The 16495-nt window shown below is 72.9% G+C and carries 14 protein-coding genes; 1 reads left to right on the forward strand and 13 read right to left on the reverse strand.

Annotated features, from left to right (window positions below; all coding sequences use genetic code 11):
• Positions 1 to 82: 82 nt before the first annotated feature.
• The 9 genes from aceB to ACWGKI_RS18190 form a co-directional block, all read right to left on the reverse strand.
• A complete protein-coding gene (gene aceB, locus ACWGKI_RS18150) occupies positions 83 to 1705 on the reverse strand; it encodes a malate synthase A (protein WP_380244992.1) in 1623 nt (540 codons plus the stop codon).
• Between the two features lie 44 nt (positions 1706 to 1749).
• Positions 1750 to 2244, reverse strand: a complete 495-nt coding sequence (bcp, locus tag ACWGKI_RS18155; protein ID WP_452188866.1) for a thioredoxin-dependent thiol peroxidase — start codon at positions 2242 to 2244, stop codon at positions 1750 to 1752.
• Between the two features lie 68 nt (positions 2245 to 2312).
• Positions 2313 to 3650 carry an allantoinase AllB gene (allB, locus tag ACWGKI_RS18160; RefSeq protein ID WP_452188868.1) on the reverse strand — a complete coding sequence of 446 codons (1338 nt, stop codon included), beginning with the start codon at positions 3648 to 3650 and terminating at the stop codon, positions 2313 to 2315.
• On the reverse strand, positions 3647 to 4849 hold the full coding sequence (locus tag ACWGKI_RS18165) for a glycerate kinase (RefSeq protein ID WP_452188870.1): 1203 nt from the start codon (positions 4847 to 4849) through the stop codon (positions 3647 to 3649). Before ACWGKI_RS18165 ends, allB begins: the two co-directional genes overlap by 4 nt.
• A 65-nt stretch (positions 4850 to 4914) precedes the next feature.
• Positions 4915 to 6702, reverse strand: coding sequence for a glyoxylate carboligase (gene gcl, locus ACWGKI_RS18170; RefSeq protein WP_452188872.1), 1788 nt, complete (start codon positions 6700 to 6702; stop codon positions 4915 to 4917).
• A 46-nt stretch (positions 6703 to 6748) separates the two neighbouring features.
• Entirely contained in the window at positions 6749 to 7627 is an 879-nt protein-coding gene (locus ACWGKI_RS18175; RefSeq protein ID WP_380244997.1) for a 2-hydroxy-3-oxopropionate reductase, read from the reverse strand.
• Between the two features lie 50 nt (positions 7628 to 7677).
• Positions 7678 to 8490, reverse strand: coding sequence for a hydroxypyruvate isomerase family protein (locus ACWGKI_RS18180; protein ID WP_380244998.1), 813 nt, complete (start codon positions 8488 to 8490; stop codon positions 7678 to 7680).
• Positions 8491 to 8692: 202 nt separating this feature from the next.
• Positions 8693 to 9949 (reverse strand): DUF6986 family protein, encoded by a 1257-nt coding sequence (locus tag ACWGKI_RS18185; protein ID WP_452188874.1) that lies wholly within the window; start codon positions 9947 to 9949, stop codon positions 8693 to 8695.
• The gene (locus tag ACWGKI_RS18190) at positions 9946 to 11463 is read right to left on the reverse strand and encodes a malic enzyme-like NAD(P)-binding protein (protein WP_452188876.1); all 1518 of its coding nucleotides are present in this window, start codon (positions 11461 to 11463) and stop codon (positions 9946 to 9948) included. The genes ACWGKI_RS18185 and ACWGKI_RS18190 overlap by 4 nt, the downstream gene beginning before the upstream one ends.
• 109 nt (positions 11464 to 11572) lie before the next feature.
• Here ACWGKI_RS18190 and ACWGKI_RS18195 point away from each other — a divergent pair, with 109 nt between their 5' ends.
• Positions 11573 to 12325 (forward strand): IclR family transcriptional regulator, encoded by a 753-nt coding sequence (locus tag ACWGKI_RS18195; RefSeq protein WP_380245135.1) that lies wholly within the window; start codon positions 11573 to 11575, stop codon positions 12323 to 12325.
• Between the two features lie 23 nt (positions 12326 to 12348).
• Here the strand turns inward: ACWGKI_RS18195 and ACWGKI_RS18200 are convergent, their stop codons facing one another.
• The 4 genes from ACWGKI_RS18200 to uraD form a co-directional block, all read right to left on the reverse strand.
• Positions 12349 to 14004: a nucleobase:cation symporter-2 family protein gene (locus ACWGKI_RS18200; RefSeq protein WP_452188879.1), complete on the reverse strand. Its 1656-nt coding sequence runs from the start codon at positions 14002 to 14004 to the stop codon at positions 12349 to 12351.
• A gap of 55 nt (positions 14005 to 14059) precedes the next feature.
• On the reverse strand, positions 14060 to 15004 hold the full coding sequence (pucL, locus tag ACWGKI_RS18205) for a factor-independent urate hydroxylase (protein WP_380245133.1): 945 nt from the start codon (positions 15002 to 15004) through the stop codon (positions 14060 to 14062).
• A 127-nt stretch (positions 15005 to 15131) separates the two neighbouring features.
• Positions 15132 to 15470: a hydroxyisourate hydrolase gene (uraH, locus tag ACWGKI_RS18210; protein WP_452188881.1), complete on the reverse strand. Its 339-nt coding sequence runs from the start codon at positions 15468 to 15470 to the stop codon at positions 15132 to 15134.
• Positions 15467 to 15970 (reverse strand): 2-oxo-4-hydroxy-4-carboxy-5-ureidoimidazoline decarboxylase, encoded by a 504-nt coding sequence (gene uraD, locus ACWGKI_RS18215; RefSeq protein ID WP_452188883.1) that lies wholly within the window; start codon positions 15968 to 15970, stop codon positions 15467 to 15469. The genes uraH and uraD overlap by 4 nt, the downstream gene beginning before the upstream one ends.
• Between the last annotated feature and the right edge of the window lie 525 nt (positions 15971 to 16495).

Here is a 16495-nt window from a genome sequence, read left to right on the forward strand (position 1 = left end):
CACCACGTCCTGTCGACGTGGTGGCGGCCGCCTGCGCCCCGGCCCGCTCGACGCCCCCGTCGCGGCCGAGCGGGCCGGCTCCTCAGTCCATCCGCTCGTAGGCGGCCGTCGTGAGGAAGTCGACGTACTCGTCGGCGACGGCGACCTCCATGAAGGTGCTCCGCGCCTCGTCGTAGTCGGAGGGGTCGCCGGGAAGCTTCGCGACCTCCTCCTCGACGACGCGGTCGACGAGCTCGCGCGTCACCGTCTCGCCCGTGTCGGCGAGGACGACGCCGTTGTGCAGCCACTGCCACACCTGCGACCGGGAGATCTCCGCGGTCGCGGCGTCCTCCATGAGGCCGAAGATGGCGACGGCACCGAGGCCGCCCAGCCAGGCACGCAGGTACTGGATGCCGACGGACACGTTGTTGCGCAGGCCCGCCTCGGTGACCGTGCCCGGCGTCCGGTCCACGGACAGCAGGTCCGCCGCGGTCACGTGCACGTCGTCACGGACGCGGTCGATCTGGTTCGGCCGCTCCCCCAGCACCTCGGTGAAGACCTCCTTGCAGGTGGCGACCATGCCCGGGTGCGCCACCCAGGAGCCGTCGAAGCCGTCGCCGGCCTCCCGCGCCTTGTCGGCGCGGACCTTCGCGTACGCCTGCTCGTTGGCCTCGGCGTCCTTGCTCGGGATGAAGGCGGCCATGCCGCCGATCGCGTGGGCGCCGCGCTTGTGGCACGTCGACACGAGCAGCTCGGTGTAGGCCCGCATGAACGGCACCGTCATCGTGATCTGGTTGCGGTCCGGCAGCAGGAACTCGCCGCCTCGCGTGCGGAAGTTCTTCACCACGGAGAACAGGTAGTCCCAGCGGCCCGCGTTGAGCCCGGCCGAGTGTTCGCGCAGCTCGTAGAGGATCTCCTCCATCTCGAACGCGGCCGGGATGGTCTCGATCAGCACGGTGGCGCGGATGGTGCCGTGCGGGATGCCGAGGGCGTCCTGCGCGATGACGAACGCCTCGTTCCACAGGCGCGCCTCGAGGTGCGACTCCATCTTCGGCAGGTAGAAGTACGGCCCGAGGCCCTTCTCGATCTGCCGCAGGCCTGCCGTCGCGACGTACAGCGCGAAGTCCACGAGGCCGCCGGACGTCTGCTCGCCGTCGACGAGGACGTGCTTCTCGTTCATGTGCCACCCACGGGGGCGCACGATGATCGTCGCGAGGTCCTCGTCGGGCTTGAGTGCGTACGACTTGCCGGCCTCGTTCGTGAAGTCGATCCGGCGCTCGATCGCGTCGAGCAGGTTGAGCTGGCCGCCCACCACGCTGCGCCACTGCGGCGTGTTGGCGTCCTCCTGGTCGGCGAGCCACGTCTTCGCGCCCGAGTTGAGGGCGTTGACCGTCATCTTGCGGTCCGTGGGGCCGGTGATCTCCACGCGGCGGTCGACCAGCCCGGGGGCCGGGGGTGCGACCCGCCAGGAGTCGTCGGCGCGGACGTGCGCGGTCTCCGGGAGGAAGTCGAGCGTGCCGCCCTCGGCGAGCGACCGACGCCGGCGGGCCCGCGCGTCGAGCAGCTCGAGGCGGCGGGCGCCGAGCTGCCGGTGCAGGGTGACGACGAGGTCGAGCGCGGCCGGGGTGAGCACCTCGGTGTCGCGCGCACCGATCTCGGCGGTGATGGTCAGGCCGTCGGGGAGCTCCACGACAGTCCCTCCTTGTTCTCGTGCTGCTCGTTGCATTGCGGAATCTCAGTTACGCCTGGTGAAAACTCGCTGGTGGCACCCTAGCGGGTGGGGCCCGCTCCGGCACCCACGAGACGCGCGCGCAGCGCGGCCACGTGCCCGGTGGCCTCGACGTCGTACTCCGCGCTGCGGACGGTGCCGTCGGGGTCGAGGACGAAGGTGCAGCGGTGCACCCCGTCGAAGGTGCGGTCGCCGACGGTCTTCGGGCCCCACGTCCCGTAGGCGTCGGCCACGGCGTGGTCCGCGTCGCTCAGCAGGGGGAACGTCAGGCGCTCCGCCTCCACGAAGGCCCGGACCTCCTCGACCGGGTCGGCAGAGACACCGACCACGGCGTACCCCGCCCCCGCGAGGGACGCGAGGTTGTCCCGGAAGTCGCAGGCCTCGGTGGTGCACCCGGGCGTGCCCGCGCGCGGGTAGAAGTAGACGACCACGCCGCGGTCCGCGCCGGCGCGCACCTCGGCGAGGGCCACCGTGGTCCCCGCGGAGTCCGGCAGGCTGAAGTCGGGGGCGGTGTCGCCCGGCTGGAGTCGAGTCATCGTGCGTCCTCGTTCGTTCATCTCGGTGACGGGGCTGACGGGGTTGTCTGGGTAAACGGCGGCGCGGCTCAGGCCTCGCCGCGGCGCAGCAGGGTGCCGGTGGGCTCGTCGCCCACCTCGCGCCCCCGCAGCAGCGTGCGCCGCACCATGCCCGTGAGGTCGTGGCCGGCGTACGGCGTGACCGGGTTCTTGTGGTGCAGACGGGCAGGGTCGACGACGAACGTCGCCTCGGGCGCGAAGACCGCGAGGTCCGCGTCCTTGCCCACCGCGATGCCGCCCTTGCGCTCCAGGCCGACCAGGGCGGCCGGCCCGGCGGACATCCAGCGCACGACCTCCTCCAGCGGGACGCCGCGGCGGCGCGCCTCGGTCCAGACCACCGCGAGCCCCAGCTGCAGCGACGCGACGCCGCCCCACGCGGCCGCGAAGTCCCCGGAGGCCGGCTCCTTGAGGTCTGCGGTGGCCGGCGAGTGGTCGGTGACGACGACGTCGATCACGCCGTCGCGCAGTCCCTGCCAGAGCCGGTCCTGGTTGTCCTGCTCGCGGATCGGCGGGCAGCACTTGTACGCCGTCGCGCCGTCGGGCACGTGGTCGGCGTCGAGCGAGAGGTAGTGCGGGCACGTCTCGACGGTCAGCCGGACCCCCTCCGCGCGGGCGGCGGCGATCATCGGCAGCGAGTCGGCGTCGGACAGGTGCAGCACGTGCGCCCGCGCGCCCGTCGCGCGGGCGGCGTCGATCAGCGCCGCGATCGCCGTGGACTCCGCCTTCGCCGGGCGCGAGGCGAGGAAGTCCCGGTAGGCGCGGCCGGGCTGCTGCGGGGCGTCCTCGAGCGTGCCCGGGTCCTCCGCGTGCACGATCATCATGGCCCCGAACGCCGTGAGCTCGGCGAGGTCCGCGCGCAGCTCCGCGTCCTCCAGGTGCCCGAACTCCGGCACGCCGGAGTCCGCCAGGAAGCACTTGAAGCCGAAGACGCCCGCGTCGTGCAGGGGTCGCAGGTCGGCCGTGTTGCCCGGCACCGCCCCGCCCCAGAACCCGACGTCGACGAACGCCTGGTCCACCGCGCGCTGCCGCTTGACCTCCAGGTTCGCGACCGAGGTGGTGGGAGGCAGCGAGTTCAGCGGCATGTCGACGATGGTCGTCACGCCGCCCGCGGCCGCGGCGCGCGTCGCGGTGGCGAAGCCCTCCCACGCGGTCCGTCCCGGCTCGTTGACGTGCACGTGCGAGTCCACGAGGCCGGGCAGCAGCACCTCGTCGTCGGCGAGCTCCAGCACCTCGGCGCCGGCGAGCCCGGCGCCGAGCGGGACGACCGCGGCGATCCGGCCGTCGGTCACACCGACCTCGACGGCACGCTCGCCGTCGGGGGTCAGCGCGCGGGCGGCGCGGACGACGAGGTCGTGGGGCGTGGTCATGCGTTCTCCAGGGCGGTCGGGGCGGCCAGGGCGGTCGAGGCGGCCGGTGCAGCCGCCGGAAGGTGGGCGACGAGCCGCGCGGCGAGGATCTCCAGCAGCGGGCCGGCCTCGGCCACGCAACGGCCGACGTCGGGCTCGACGTCGGTGAGGGCGTGGACGGCGCCGATGCCGGCGGCGCCGGCCTCGGCAAGGGTCAGGGTGGTCCGGCCGCACACCGCGACCGTGGGGACGCCCGCGGCCGCGGCCGCGGCGGCGACACCCACCGGCGTCTTGCCGTGCAGGGACTGCCGGTCGAGGCTGCCCTCGCCCGTGACGACGAGGTCGACCCCGGCGAGACGGTCCGCGAAGCCCGTGAGCGCGAGCACCTCCTCCACGCCCGGCCGCCGCTCGGCGCCGAGCAGGAGGCAGGCGAAGCCCACACCACCGGCGGCACCCGCGCCGGGCGCCGCGGCGTGCCCGCGCGCCCCGGTGACGCCGCCCGTGGCGAGGACGTCCACCCAGGTGGCGAGGCCCAGCTCCAGCTCCGCCAGCGCGGCCGGGTCGGCCCCCTTCTGCGGCCCGTACACCGCGGCCGCGCCGTCGTCGCCCAGCAGAGGGTTGTCCACGTCGCTCGCGAGCACGATCTCCGTGTCCGCGAGCGCGGGGTGCAGCGGCGAGAGGTCGACGTCGACCAGCTCGTGGAGGTGGCCCCCGCCGTCGGCGAGGTCGCCCGCGCCCGAGGTGAGCCGGGCCCCCAGGGCCGCCAGCATGCCGGCTCCCCCGTCCGTGCTGGCAGAGCCGCCCACGGCGACGACGATCTCGCGGGCACCCTCGTCGAGGGCGTGCGCGATCACCTCGCCGAGCCCGCGCGACGTGGCCGCGAGCGCCGTCCGCGGCGTCGGGCGCACCATCTCGAGCCCGGTGACCGCGGCCATCTCGACCACGGCCGTGCCGCCGCGGCGGGCGTACCGGGTCGGCACCGGCTCCCCCAGCGGTCCGGTGGCGACCAGGTCCACCGCGGTGAAGCCGGCGGCGAGGGCAGCCTCGAGGGTGCCCTCGCCGCCGTCGGCCACGGGGAGCTCGCAGGCGACGACGCCCGGTGCCGCCCGGCGCAGGCCGGCCGCCAGGTGGGCGGCGACCTGGCCCGCGGTCAGCGAGCCCTTGAACTTGTCGGGCGCCAGGAGCACGCGCGGCGCGCGGGCCTGCCGGACCGTCGTCATCGTCGCTCCCCTCCCCGCCCCGTCGTCGTCCATCGTCTCTCCCGTCACCGTCGTCCGGGTCCCGCTCAGTCCAGCAGCGCGAGGGCCGTGGGCGAGTCGTCGGCGGAGATGGACAGGTCCTCGAACTCGTTCACGCCGTTGAGCTCGGCGCCCATCGCGATGTTGGTGACACGCTCGAGGATGACCTCGACCACCACGGGGACGCGCAGCTCGGCCGTCATGGCCTGCGCCTTCGCGAACGCCGCGGCCAGGTCCTCCGGGTCGGTGACCCGGATCGCCTTGCAGCCCAGCCCCTCGGCGACCTTGACGTGGTCCACCCCGTAGCCCTCGGCCTCCCCGTCACCGTGGCCCATGTTGATGTTGTCGAAGGCCAGCGACACGTGGAAGTCCATGTCGAAGGCGCGCTGCGACTGCCGGATCAGGCCGAGGTAGGCGTTGTTCACCACGACGTGCACGTAGGGCAGGTGGTGCTGCGCGCCCACGGCGAGCTCCTCCAGCATGAACTGGAAGTCGTAGTCGCCGGACAGGGCGACCACGGTGCCGTCGGGCAGCGCGCGGGACACCCCCAGCGCCGCCGGCCCGGTCCAGCCCAGCGGGCCCGCCTGGCCCGCGTTGATCCAGTGCCGCGGGCGGTAGGTGTGCAGCAGCTGGGCGCCGGCGATCTGCGACAGGCCGATCGTCGTGACGTAGACCGTGTCGCGGCCGAACGCCTTGTTCATCTCCTCGTACACGCGCTGCGGCTTGATCGGCACCTGCGTGAAGTGCGTCTTGCGCTGCAGCGTGCGCTTGCGCTCGCGGGCGCTCTCGGCCCAGGCCGACCAGTCCGGCACCTGGCCCGCGGCCTTGCGCTCCGCCGCGATCTCGACCGCGGTGCGCAGGAACGCGCCCGCGTCGGAGACCACCCCGTAGTCGGGCGCGAACACGCGGCCGATCTGCGTGGGCTCGATGTCCACGTGCACGAAGGTGCGGCCCTCGGTGTAGGTCTTCAGGCCACCGGTGTGGCGGTTGGCCCATCGGTTGCCGACGCCGAGCACGAAGTCCGACTCCAGGAACGTCGCGTTGCCGTACCGGTGCGAGGTCTGGATGCCCACCATGCCCGCCGTCAGGGGGTGGTCGTCGGGGATGGCGCCCCAGCCCATGAGGGTCGGGACGACCGGCACGCCGAGGGTCTCGGCGAGCTCGACGAGCTCCGCCTCCGCGCCGGCGTTGATGATGCCGCCCCCCGCGACGATGAGCGGGTGCTTCGCGGCGAGCAGCAGGTCGAGCGCCTTGGCGACCTGCGCGCGGGTGGCCTCCGGCCGCTCCACGGGCAGCGGCTCGTAGGTCTCGGGGTCGAACTCGATCTCGGTGAGCTGCACGTCGATCGGCAGGTCGATGAGCACCGGTCCGGGGCGGCCCGAGCGCATGAGCTGGAACGCCCGCTGGAAGACGCCCGGCACCTGCGCGGCCTCGAGGACCGTCTTCGCCATCTTCGTGACCGGCGCGGCGATCGACGCGATGTCGACCGCCTGGAAGTCCTCCTTGTCCAGCTTGGCCACCGGGGCCTGGCCCGTGAGGCACAGCATCGGGACGGAGTCGGCCCAGGCCGCGTAGAGGCCGGTGATCATGTCGGTGCCCGCGGGGCCCGAGGTGCCGACGCAGATGCCGATGTTGCCGCGTGCGGCGCGCGAGTAGCCGTCGGCCATGTGCGACGCCCCCTCGACGTGCCGGGCGAGCACGTGGTGGATGCCGCCGTGCTGCCGCATGGCGTCGTAGAAGGGGTTGATGGCGGCGCCGGGGAGGCCGAAGGCCTCGGTGGCGCCCTCCTTCGCCAGGATGGCGACCGCGGCGTCGACCGCGCGCATGCGGGGCATGGTGCTCTCCTTCGAGTCTTCGGGGATGTCGGGGTCGGGCGCGACGTCAGGCGCGACCGGACAGGCGCGCGACGGCGTTGAACAGGCCGGAGTGGTCCAGCGAGCCGTCGCCCTCGGCGCGGGCCGCGGCCATGAGCTGCGCGACGACGGCGCCGACGGGGGCGACGACGCCCTGCTCGCGTGCGGCCGTCGTGAAGATGCCCAGGTCCTTGTGGTGCAGGTCGATGCGGAAGCCGGGGGCGAACTCGCGGGCGAGCATCTTCTCGGCCTTCTGGTTCAGCACGGCCGAGCCGGCGAGACCGCCGCCGAGCACCTGGACGGCTGCCTCGGTGTCGACCCCGAACGCCTCGAGGAAGACCACGGCCTCGGCGAGCAGCGCGATGTTGCCGGCGACGATGAGCTGGTTCGCGGCCTTCACCGTCTGGCCCGAGCCCGAGGGGCCGACGTGCACGACGGTCTTGCCCACGGCGTCGAACACCTCGGCCGCGGCGGCGAAGTCCTCGGGCGCGCCGCCCACCATGATCGACAGGGCGGCGTTCTTGGCGCCCGCCTCACCCCCGGAGACCGGGGCGTCCAGGTAGCGGAAGCCGGCGGCCCGGGCCCGCTCGGCCAGGGCGGTCGTCACGTCGGGACGGATCGACGAGAAGTCGATGATCAGCGTGCCGGGCTGCGCGTTCGCCAGGACGCCGTCGTCGCCGGTGAGCACCTCCTCGACGTCCGGGGAGTCCGGGACCATGAGGGCGACGACGTCGGCCGCCTTGACGGCCTCGGCCACGGACGACGCGGCCGTGCCGCCCGCCTCGACGAGCGGTGCCGTCTTCTCGGGGCTGCGGTTGTAGCCGACGACGGAGTGCCCGGCGTTCTGGAGGTGGACGGCCATCGGGCTGCCCATGATGCCGAGGCCGATGAAGGCGATGGTGCTCATGATCGAAGGTCCCTCTCGTCAGGTGCGGGTCGCTGCTGCGGTCGACGCGGTCAGGCGGCGGTGCCGTGGCCGCGCTGCTCGCGCGGGAGCCAGGCGAACGGGTCGGCGTCGGACGTCTTGTACTCGAGGCCGACAGGGCCGGCGTAGCCGGCGGCGCGCAGGTCGGCGACCCAGCGCTGGATCGGCAGGTCGCCGCTGCCCGGCGCGCCCCGCCCGGGGGCGTCGGCGACCTGGACGTGGGCGACGCGGTCGCCGTAGGTCTTGAGGTCCAGGTCGACGTCGCCGCCGTTGACCGACAGGTGGTAGACGTCGAGGAGGAGGCCGAGGTTCGTGGCCCCGTGCTCGTCGCGGACGCGGTCCAGGACGGCCACGACGTCGGCCGACGACGTCAGCGGGTAGGCGGGGACGCCCGAGACCGGCTCCAGCAGGACCGTGCCGCCGACGCGGCCCACGGCCTGCGCGGCGAGCGCGAGGTTCTCGGCGCCGAGCTCGTCCTGGACAGCCGGGTCCACGCCGTCGACGCGGTTGCCGTACAGGGCGTTGAACGCGCGGCAGCCGGTGCGCTCGCCGATGCGGGCGACGACGTCGAGGTTGGCGCGCAGGTCCGCCGAGCGCTCGGGCCAGGAGATCAGGCCGCGGTCCCCGCCGGGCATGTCGCCGGCGTCGAAGTTGAGGCCGGTCAGCTGCACGCCGGCGTCGGCCAGGGCCTTGACGAGCGCGTCGACCTCGTCCGTCCCGGGCGTCGGGGTCGCGAAGGGCCACCAGAGCTCGACGCCGTCGAAGCCGGCCGCCTTCGCGGCCGCCGGGCGCTCCAGGAGCGGCAGGTCCGTGAGGAGGATCGAGCAGTTCACGGTGTAAGGGATCTGGTCCGTCATCGCTGACTCGCTTTCGCCAGATGGAAGGTTCATTCCTTGTTGTGAAAACGCTACGCCGACCCGGGGGGATCGGTCAACCCCCGCCCGGGGCCGTCCCGCGGCGCGGTCGTGATCCCGCGCACACGCCGACGGCCCGGCAGGACGTCGTCCTGCCGGGCCGTCGTGGCGAGCTCCAGGGCTGCCCGGGCGCTCAGCCGCCGAGGGGTCGCGTCACCATCGCCGTGAGCTCCGCGGGCTGCAGCCCCGCGCGCGCGACGATCTCGTCGGCACCGAGGGCCCCGCAGTCGAGACCGCGCTTGAGGAACCACGCGAGGGCCTTGGCGGTGGCGGGCTCGTCGAGGACGGCCCCCTCCACCTGGTGCACGTAGTTCGACAGCCGCTCCGCCGCGGGGTCGAGACCCTCCCGGTAGAACGCGTAGGTGGCGGCGAACCGGCTGGGGAGCTGAGCCGGGTGCAGGTCCCAGCCCTGGTAGAACCCGCGCTCCAGCGAGCGGCGCACCAGGCGCCCGTGGTTCGCCCAGGCGGCGCGCACCTGCGCGCCGTCGCCGACGGGCAGCACGTTCGTCGAGCCGTCGGACAGGCGCACGCCCGTTCCCGCGGCCGCGAGCTGCATGACCTCCTTGGCGAGGTCGGCGGCCGGGTGCTCCATCGACTGGTACGCCGCGGAGATGCCGAGCGACGCCGAGTAGTCGTACGTGCCGTAGTGCAGGCCGCTGACCCGGCCGCCGCCGGCGTGGATCATCCGGGCCACGGTGACGGTGCCCGCGGCGTCGAGGATCGACTGCGGCGTCTCCACCTGGACCTCGAACCGCAGCCGGCCGGCAGGGAGCCCGTTCGCGTCCTCCAGGCGTTCGCACACGGCGACCATCGCCTCGACCTGCGCGACGGCGGTCACCTTCGGCAGGGTGAGCACGAGGCCCGCCGGGAGGTCCCCGGACGCCGCGAGGGTGCTCACGAAGACGTCGAGCGTGCGCAGCGCCCGCGCCCGCGTGGGCCGCTCGAAGCACTTGAACCGGATGCCCACGAACGGGGTCGCCCGCCCCGCGTCCAGCTCGGCCCGCAGGGCCGCGGCCGCCGCGGCGGTCACCTCGTCCTCGGCCGCGTCCGGATGGGTCCCGTACCCGTCCTCCAGGTCGATGCGCAGGTCCTCGACCGGCTCGGTGGCGAGCTTGCGCTCCACCTGGGCCGCGACCGCGTCGCGCAGGTCCGCCCGCACGCCGACCGCGTCCAGCAGCGCCTCTGTCCCCTGCGCCTCGACGGCGGCCCACGCCTGGGCGCCCCAGCCCTGCGCCAGGCCGGCCGTGTACCGGTGCGCCGGGACGTACACGGTGTGCACGGGCTGCCGCGAGCCGTCGTCGCCCGGGTACGCCTGGTCGAGGTGCGCGTCGTGCGCGGCGAGCCGCCGCTCGATCTCGCCGAGCGCCGCCTGGTCGAGCGAGACCTTCATCGGGCCACCGCCGGGACGGCGCCCGGGTGCACGCCCGGCTGCACGCCCGGCTGCACGGCCGGCTGCAGGGCGCGACCGAGGTGCTGGGCCAGGTGCTCGGCGTCCTCGGCGCGGTGCTCGGCCACGGAGACCTCCTTGAGACCCTCGGTCCGGACGGCGTCGGCGACCGCCTCTGCCACCCGGCTGTCGAAAACGCCGGGGATGATGAACGCGGGGTTGAGCTCGTCCTCGCTCACGACCGAGGAGATCGCGACGGCCGCCACCCGGAGCATCTCGTCGGTGATCAGCGTGGCGCCCGCGTCGAGCAGGCCGCGGAACAGGCCCGGGAAGGCGAGCACGTTGTTGATCTGGTTCGGGTAGTCGCTGCGCCCCGTCGCGACGACGGCGGCCGTCTCGCCGGCGGCGATGGGGTCGACCTCGGGCGTCGGGTTCGCGAGCGCGAAGACGATCGCGCCGTCGTTCATCGTCGCGACGTCCGGGCCCGTGAGGATGTTGCCCGCCGACACCCCGACGAAGACGTCCGCGCCGACGAGCCCTTCCTTGAGGGTGCCGGTGAAGCCCGACGGGTTGGTGTGCTCCACGATCCAGGCGCGGTTCTCGTCGCCGTGCGCCGACTCGGGGGTGAGCGCGCCGTGCCGGTCGAAGCCGATGATGTCCCGGGCCCCCTGGGCGAGGAGCAGCCGGATGATGGCGGAGCCCGCCGCGCCGACGCCGGAGACCGCGATGCGCACGTCCTCGATCTTCTTGCCGACCACCTTGAGCGCGTTGATGAGCGCCGCGAGCACCACGATGGCGGTGCCGTGCTGGTCGTCGTGGAACACGGGGATGTCGAGCTCCTCGCGCAGACGCTTCTCGATCTCGAAGCATCGCGGCGCGGAGATGTCCTCGAGGTTCACGCCGCCGAAGCCGGGCGCGATCGCCTTCACGGTGCGGATGATCTCCTCGGTGTCCGTCGTGTCGAGGGCGATGGGCCAGGCGTCGACGTCCGCGAACTGCTTGAACAGCGCCGCCTTGCCCTCCATGACCGGCATCGCGGCCTGGGGGCCGATGTCCCCGAGCCCGAGGACGGCGGTGCCGTCGGTGACCACCGCGACCGTGTTGCGCTTGATCGTCAGCCGGCGCGCGTCCTCCGGGCGGTCCGCGATCGCGAGGCAGACCCGGGCCACGCCGGGCGTGTATGCGCGCGACAGGTCGCGACGGGTCTTGAGCGGCACCTTCGGCGTCACGGAGATCTTGCCGCCGAGGTGCATGAGGAACGTCGAGTCCGACATCTTGAGCACGCGGACGCCGTCGAGGGCGTCGAGGGCCGCGACGATCCGCTCGCCGTGCTCGGCGTCCACGGTGTCGCAGGTGACGTCGACGACGATCGTGTCGGCGTGCGACTGGGCGATGTCGACCCCCATGACCGAACCTCCGGCCGCGGCGATCTCGTGGACGATCTCGCTCGTCGCGCGCTGGGTCGCCGGCGCCTCGACGCGGAGGGTGATCGTGTAGCTGGGGCTGGGCATCGCCATGGCCTGGGTTTCCTTTCGAGGAGCTGATGACATGAAGTTTCGAGATGTGGAACGATGGTTTCTGGTACCGGGAACGGTGTCAGCAGACTTTGCGGAGGGGGACCTGACCATGGCGAACGGCACCGGAGTCCAGTCGGTGGACCGGGCGATCGACCTGCTCGAGATCATGACCGACCTGGGCGGCGACGCCGCGTTGAGCGAGCTGGCGGCTGCCGCCGGCCTCCCGCTCCCGACGATCCACCGGTTGATGCGGACGCTCGTGGGCCGCGGCTACGCCCGTCAGCTCCCCTCCCGCCGGTACACCCTCGGCCCGCGCCTGATCCGGCTGGGCGAGAGCGCGGGCCGCCAGCTCGGCGCCAGCGCCCGCCCCCACCTGGAGCGGCTGGCCCGTGAGCTCGGGGAGAGCGCCAACCTCGCGATGATCGACCGCGACATGGTGGTCTACGTGGCGCAGGCCTCGTCGTCGTACTCGATGCGGATGTTCACCGAGGTGGGACGCCGCGTCTACACCCACTGCACCGGCGTCGGCAAGATGGTGCTCGCCGAGCTGCCGGACCAGACGGTCCGCGACATCGTCGGCCGGGTCGGGATGCCGCCGGCGACCGACCTGTCGATCACCGACGTCGACGACCTCCTCAAGGAGCTCGGCACCATCCGCGAGCAGGGGTACGCCGTGGACGACGGCGAGCAGGAGATCGGCGTGCGGTGCTTCGCCGTGCCGGTGAAGGGCGCCCCTACCCCGACCGCGCTGTCCGTGTCCGGGCCGGCAGCCCGGGTCACGTACGAGTTCGGCGAGGCGGCGCTCCCCCTGCTGCACGAGGTCGCCGAGACCATCTCCAAGGAGCTGCTCTCCGCGGCGTGACGGCGCACGCCGGCGCACGGCGCTCACCCGTCCCCCGGGGCGGCGGCCCCCGCGTGCACCAGCTGCGGACGGGCGACCGCCGCACGGGCGCCCTCGCGGATCTGCAGGACGTCGGGCACGCCGTCGGCGTCGAGGTCGATGGCCGAGAGGCTCCCCGAGCGTCGCCCGTGCCCGTGGCGGACCCGCGCGTGCACGTCGGCGTTGAGCCGGGCGCGGCGCGCCGCCCGGTGCTCGGCGTCGACCCGCGCGAAGTACTCCGCGCGCCGCTGCTCCTGCTCCTCGGTGACGACGAGGCGCGCCGAGGACCCCGCTGTGAACACCGAGGGGTCCTTGCTCCGCCGCCCCCACCGGATCTCGTTGAAGACGAGGTTCAGCAGCACCGACACGACCGCCGCGGCCGCGATGCCCGAGTGGAAGACCATGCCCACCCAGGTCGGGAACTGGTCGTAGAAGTCGGGGACGGCGATCGGGATGATCCCGAAGCCGAGCGCCACGGCGACGAGCGTGAGGTTGAGGTTGCCCTCGTACTCGACGCGCGACAGCGTGCGGATTCCCGACACGGCCACGGACCCGAACAGGACGATGCCGGCGCCACCCAGCACGGGTGACGGGATCGCCGCGACGACACGGCCCAGCACGGGGAACAGTCCCAGCACGAACAGCACGGCGCCCCCGGCCGCGACGGCGAACCGCGAGCGGATGCCGGTGATCGCGACGAGGCCCACGTTCTGCGCGAACGCGGATGCGGGGAACGAGTTGAGCAGGGGCGCCAGCAGGGTGGCCGCCATGTCGGCCCGCAGGCCGTCGCCCACGCGCCTCGCGTCCACCTTGGTGTCCAGCACCTCGCCGATCGCGATGAGGTCGGCGGTGGTCTCGGTCATGATCACCAGGATCACGATCGTCATCGAGAGGATGGCGCCGACCTGGAAGACGGGCGCCCCGAAGGCGAACGGGGTGGGCAGCTCGAAGACGGCCCCCTGGCGCACGCCCGAGAAGTCCGCGAGCCCCAAGGGCACGGCGGCGACCGTGCCGATCACGAGCCCGAACAGGATGGACAACCGGGAGATCGTGCCCTGCAGGAACCTGCTGAGCACGAGCACCACGACCAGCGTGCCCAGGGCGAGCAGGACGTTCGGGACGGAGCCCCAGTCGGGTGCGTCCTCGTCCCCGCCCATCATCCAGCCGGCTGCCGTGGGCAGCAGCGAGATCCCGATGATCGTGATGATCGTGCCCGTCACGACCGGCGGGAAGAACCGGACGACCTGCGCGAAGAACGGGCTGATCGCCAGACCGATGGCGGCGGCGACGAGGATCGCGCCGAAGACGGCCGGCAGGCCGCCGTCCCCGCTCGCCACCGCGACCATCGTGGACACGGTGGCGAACGAGATGCCCTGGACCAGCGGGAGTTGGGAGCCGAAGAAGCGGATGCCCAGCGTCTGGAGCGCGGTGGCCAGCCCGCTGACGAGCAGCGCGGCCGAGACGAGCAGACCGATCTGCGTCCCGTCGAGGCCGGCCGCCTGGCCGACGATGATCGGCGGCGCGATCACGCCGCCGTACATCGTCATGATGTGCTGCAGGCCGTAGAGGAACGTCTTGCCGAGCGAGTAGCGCTCGTCCTCCGGCCGGCCCGCTGCGGGTGCCCCGACCGACGTCGTCCGCCCGGTCGTCGTCGTGCTCATCTCGATGCTCCTTCGAACCGACTGCACGGTGCCTCGCTGATCCGCAGGGTCCGGGTCAGCAGAATCCCGTGACCGTGGCCCACGCGCGCGGCTCCGAGGCGGCGCCGTCCCGCTTCACCTCCGCCTCGATCTTGCCGTAGGGACGGTCGGCGACGTAGAAGACCTCGTTCGGGTTCTCCATGCCGAAGGGCTCGAAGTCGACGACGAAGTGGTGCAGGTTCGGCATCGAGAACTTGATCTCGCCGATCTCCGGGTGCGCCTCCAGCACCTTCTTGCCCATCTGGAACAGGGACTGCTGCAGCGCGAGGGAGTGCACGTCCGCGAAGGTCTCGAGCAGGATGCGCCGGACGTCGTCGTAGACGGCGTTGAAGTCGATGTCGAGGGAGGTGTAGCGCCACCGGGCGGTGACCGACGTCGCGAGGATCCGGTCGGTGGTCTCCTGCAGCGTGGTGAAGCGGTCCTTGGGGAACCCGTGGAACTCCGAGCCCGTGGACTTCAGCACCTTGAGGTCCTCGAGGCCCGAGACGACGAACACCTCGTCCCCGTCGCGCTGCACGACGGTGGTGCGCGTCTCCGTGCCGCCCTTCACGAAGGCGTGGTCGTGCTCGCCGTCCGTGACGTTGTTCGTCAACGAGGAGGGGATGTGCTCCCAGGTGTACTCCTTCGCCTCCCAGCGGCCCCCCTCGATCCACTCGAAGCTGGAGACGAAGTGCTCGCCGAGGCGGAGCGCGAACTCCTCCGGCGACGGGATGCCCTCCTTGGCGAGCGCGAAGACCGTGTTCTTCTGCGTGTCCGTCGGGACCACGCGCCCCTGGTCGCCGTCGATGTGGGCGGCCGAGAAGTCCCCGCGCAGCTGCGAGGTCACGGACAGCTCGGTGATGCGATGGCGCGCCTGGTCGCGGTCGACCTTCATCACGCGGACCTCGGCCTTGCCGTACTGGTTGTCGCCCAGCACGATCGTGCCCGTGGCGGCCTGGGTGTCGGTGGCGGTGGCAGTCATCTTGCAGACTCCTTCATCTGTTGTTGCGTTGTCCCGGCCGCCCCGGGGCGGTCAGGCACGTCTCCTATGACGATGACGCAGGCCGCGGCGCCTCTGCCGCGGCCGGTGATGCGGGCCGAAGGACCCGTCAGCTCCCGCGGTACGTGGAGTACGCGAACGGGCTCAGCAGGCAGGGCACGTGGTAGTGGTCCCGCCCGGCCTCGACGGTGAAGTCGATGGAGATCGAGGGATAGAAGGTGGGGGTGCTCTGCGCCGCGAAGTACTCGCCGGTCGCGAACGTGATGCGGTAGGTGCCGGGCGCGAGCGCCTCGGGGCCCAGCTCCTTGACGCGGCCGTCGGCGTCGGTCGTCGCGTCCGCGATCCGCTCCGCCGTGTCCGGACCGACGCTCCACAGGGAAACGGCGACACCGGCGGCCGGCAGCCCCGACACGGCGTCCAGGACGTGCGTGGTGATGTGCGAGGTCATGACAGCACTCCTTCCAGCCGCAGCACCGCGATCTCGCGCAGCTGCTGGCCGGCGATCCTGCGCTCCGTGGCAGCGTCGTTCCCGAGGCGCTCCTCGAGCGAGCCGAGGATCTCCTCGGCGGTACGGCCCGCGGCGCGGATGAGGAAGACGTGGCCGAACCGCTCCTCGTACGCACGGTTCCCCGCGCGCAACCGATCCTCCACCGACCCCGAGAGGTCCCCGAGACCGGCCTGCTCACGCCGCGAGTGGGCTGCGTCCGCGTCGTCCCCGGACGCCCGCTCACCGATGCGAGGGTGCCGCGCCAAGGCGGAGTCGATCTCCGCCTCGCTCCACGGGTCGGCCACCGCACGAGCTGCCGCGAGGGCGTCCTCGGTGCTCGCATACGGACGGCCGGCGACGACCTCGTCGGCCCACCGGGCCACCGCTGCGCAGGACAGCACCTGCGCGCGGGCGACCTCCGCGTCCGCCGCGTTGAACGCCTCGAGACCAGCACTCGTCATCGAGCGATCCTCCTTCGGACTATTCCACCCACCGGAAGCGGGTTTCCGTTCAGTGAAGTCTCACCCTCGACGGCGCAGCATGTCAAGTGAGTCCCCGCTCACTCCGCCGCCCAGCGAGACGCGTCGATGACGGGCCCGCGCAGGCGCCGGTGCATCCCATGGTCCGCCCCTGGTCAGGGTCCCGCGAGCACGGCAGGCAGGCGGATGAGTGGCCGGTTGAGACGGCCGGCGCCCACGTTGACAGCCAGGCTCCGACGCAGGGCGCCCCTCGAGCCGCGCCAGGTCCGGTCGGGGCGTGCGAGCTGTGCTGTCACCCGTGGGCGTGGACGCGACGGTGCGTCTGTCCGCTGTGGCGGCGTTGCCTGGCGGTGTGCGGGTGTGCGCGTGTGCGGGCGTGTGGGCGACGGCCCGGGGTTCTCGGTGTGGGGGTGGGGTGGTGTGGGGGTATGCGAAAGGCCCACCCCGTGTGGGGTGGGCCTTTCGTGAATGGGTGTCCGGCGGCGTCCTACTCTCCCACCCCCTCTC

It is taken from the genome of Isoptericola sp. NPDC055881 (genome assembly GCF_053615895.1).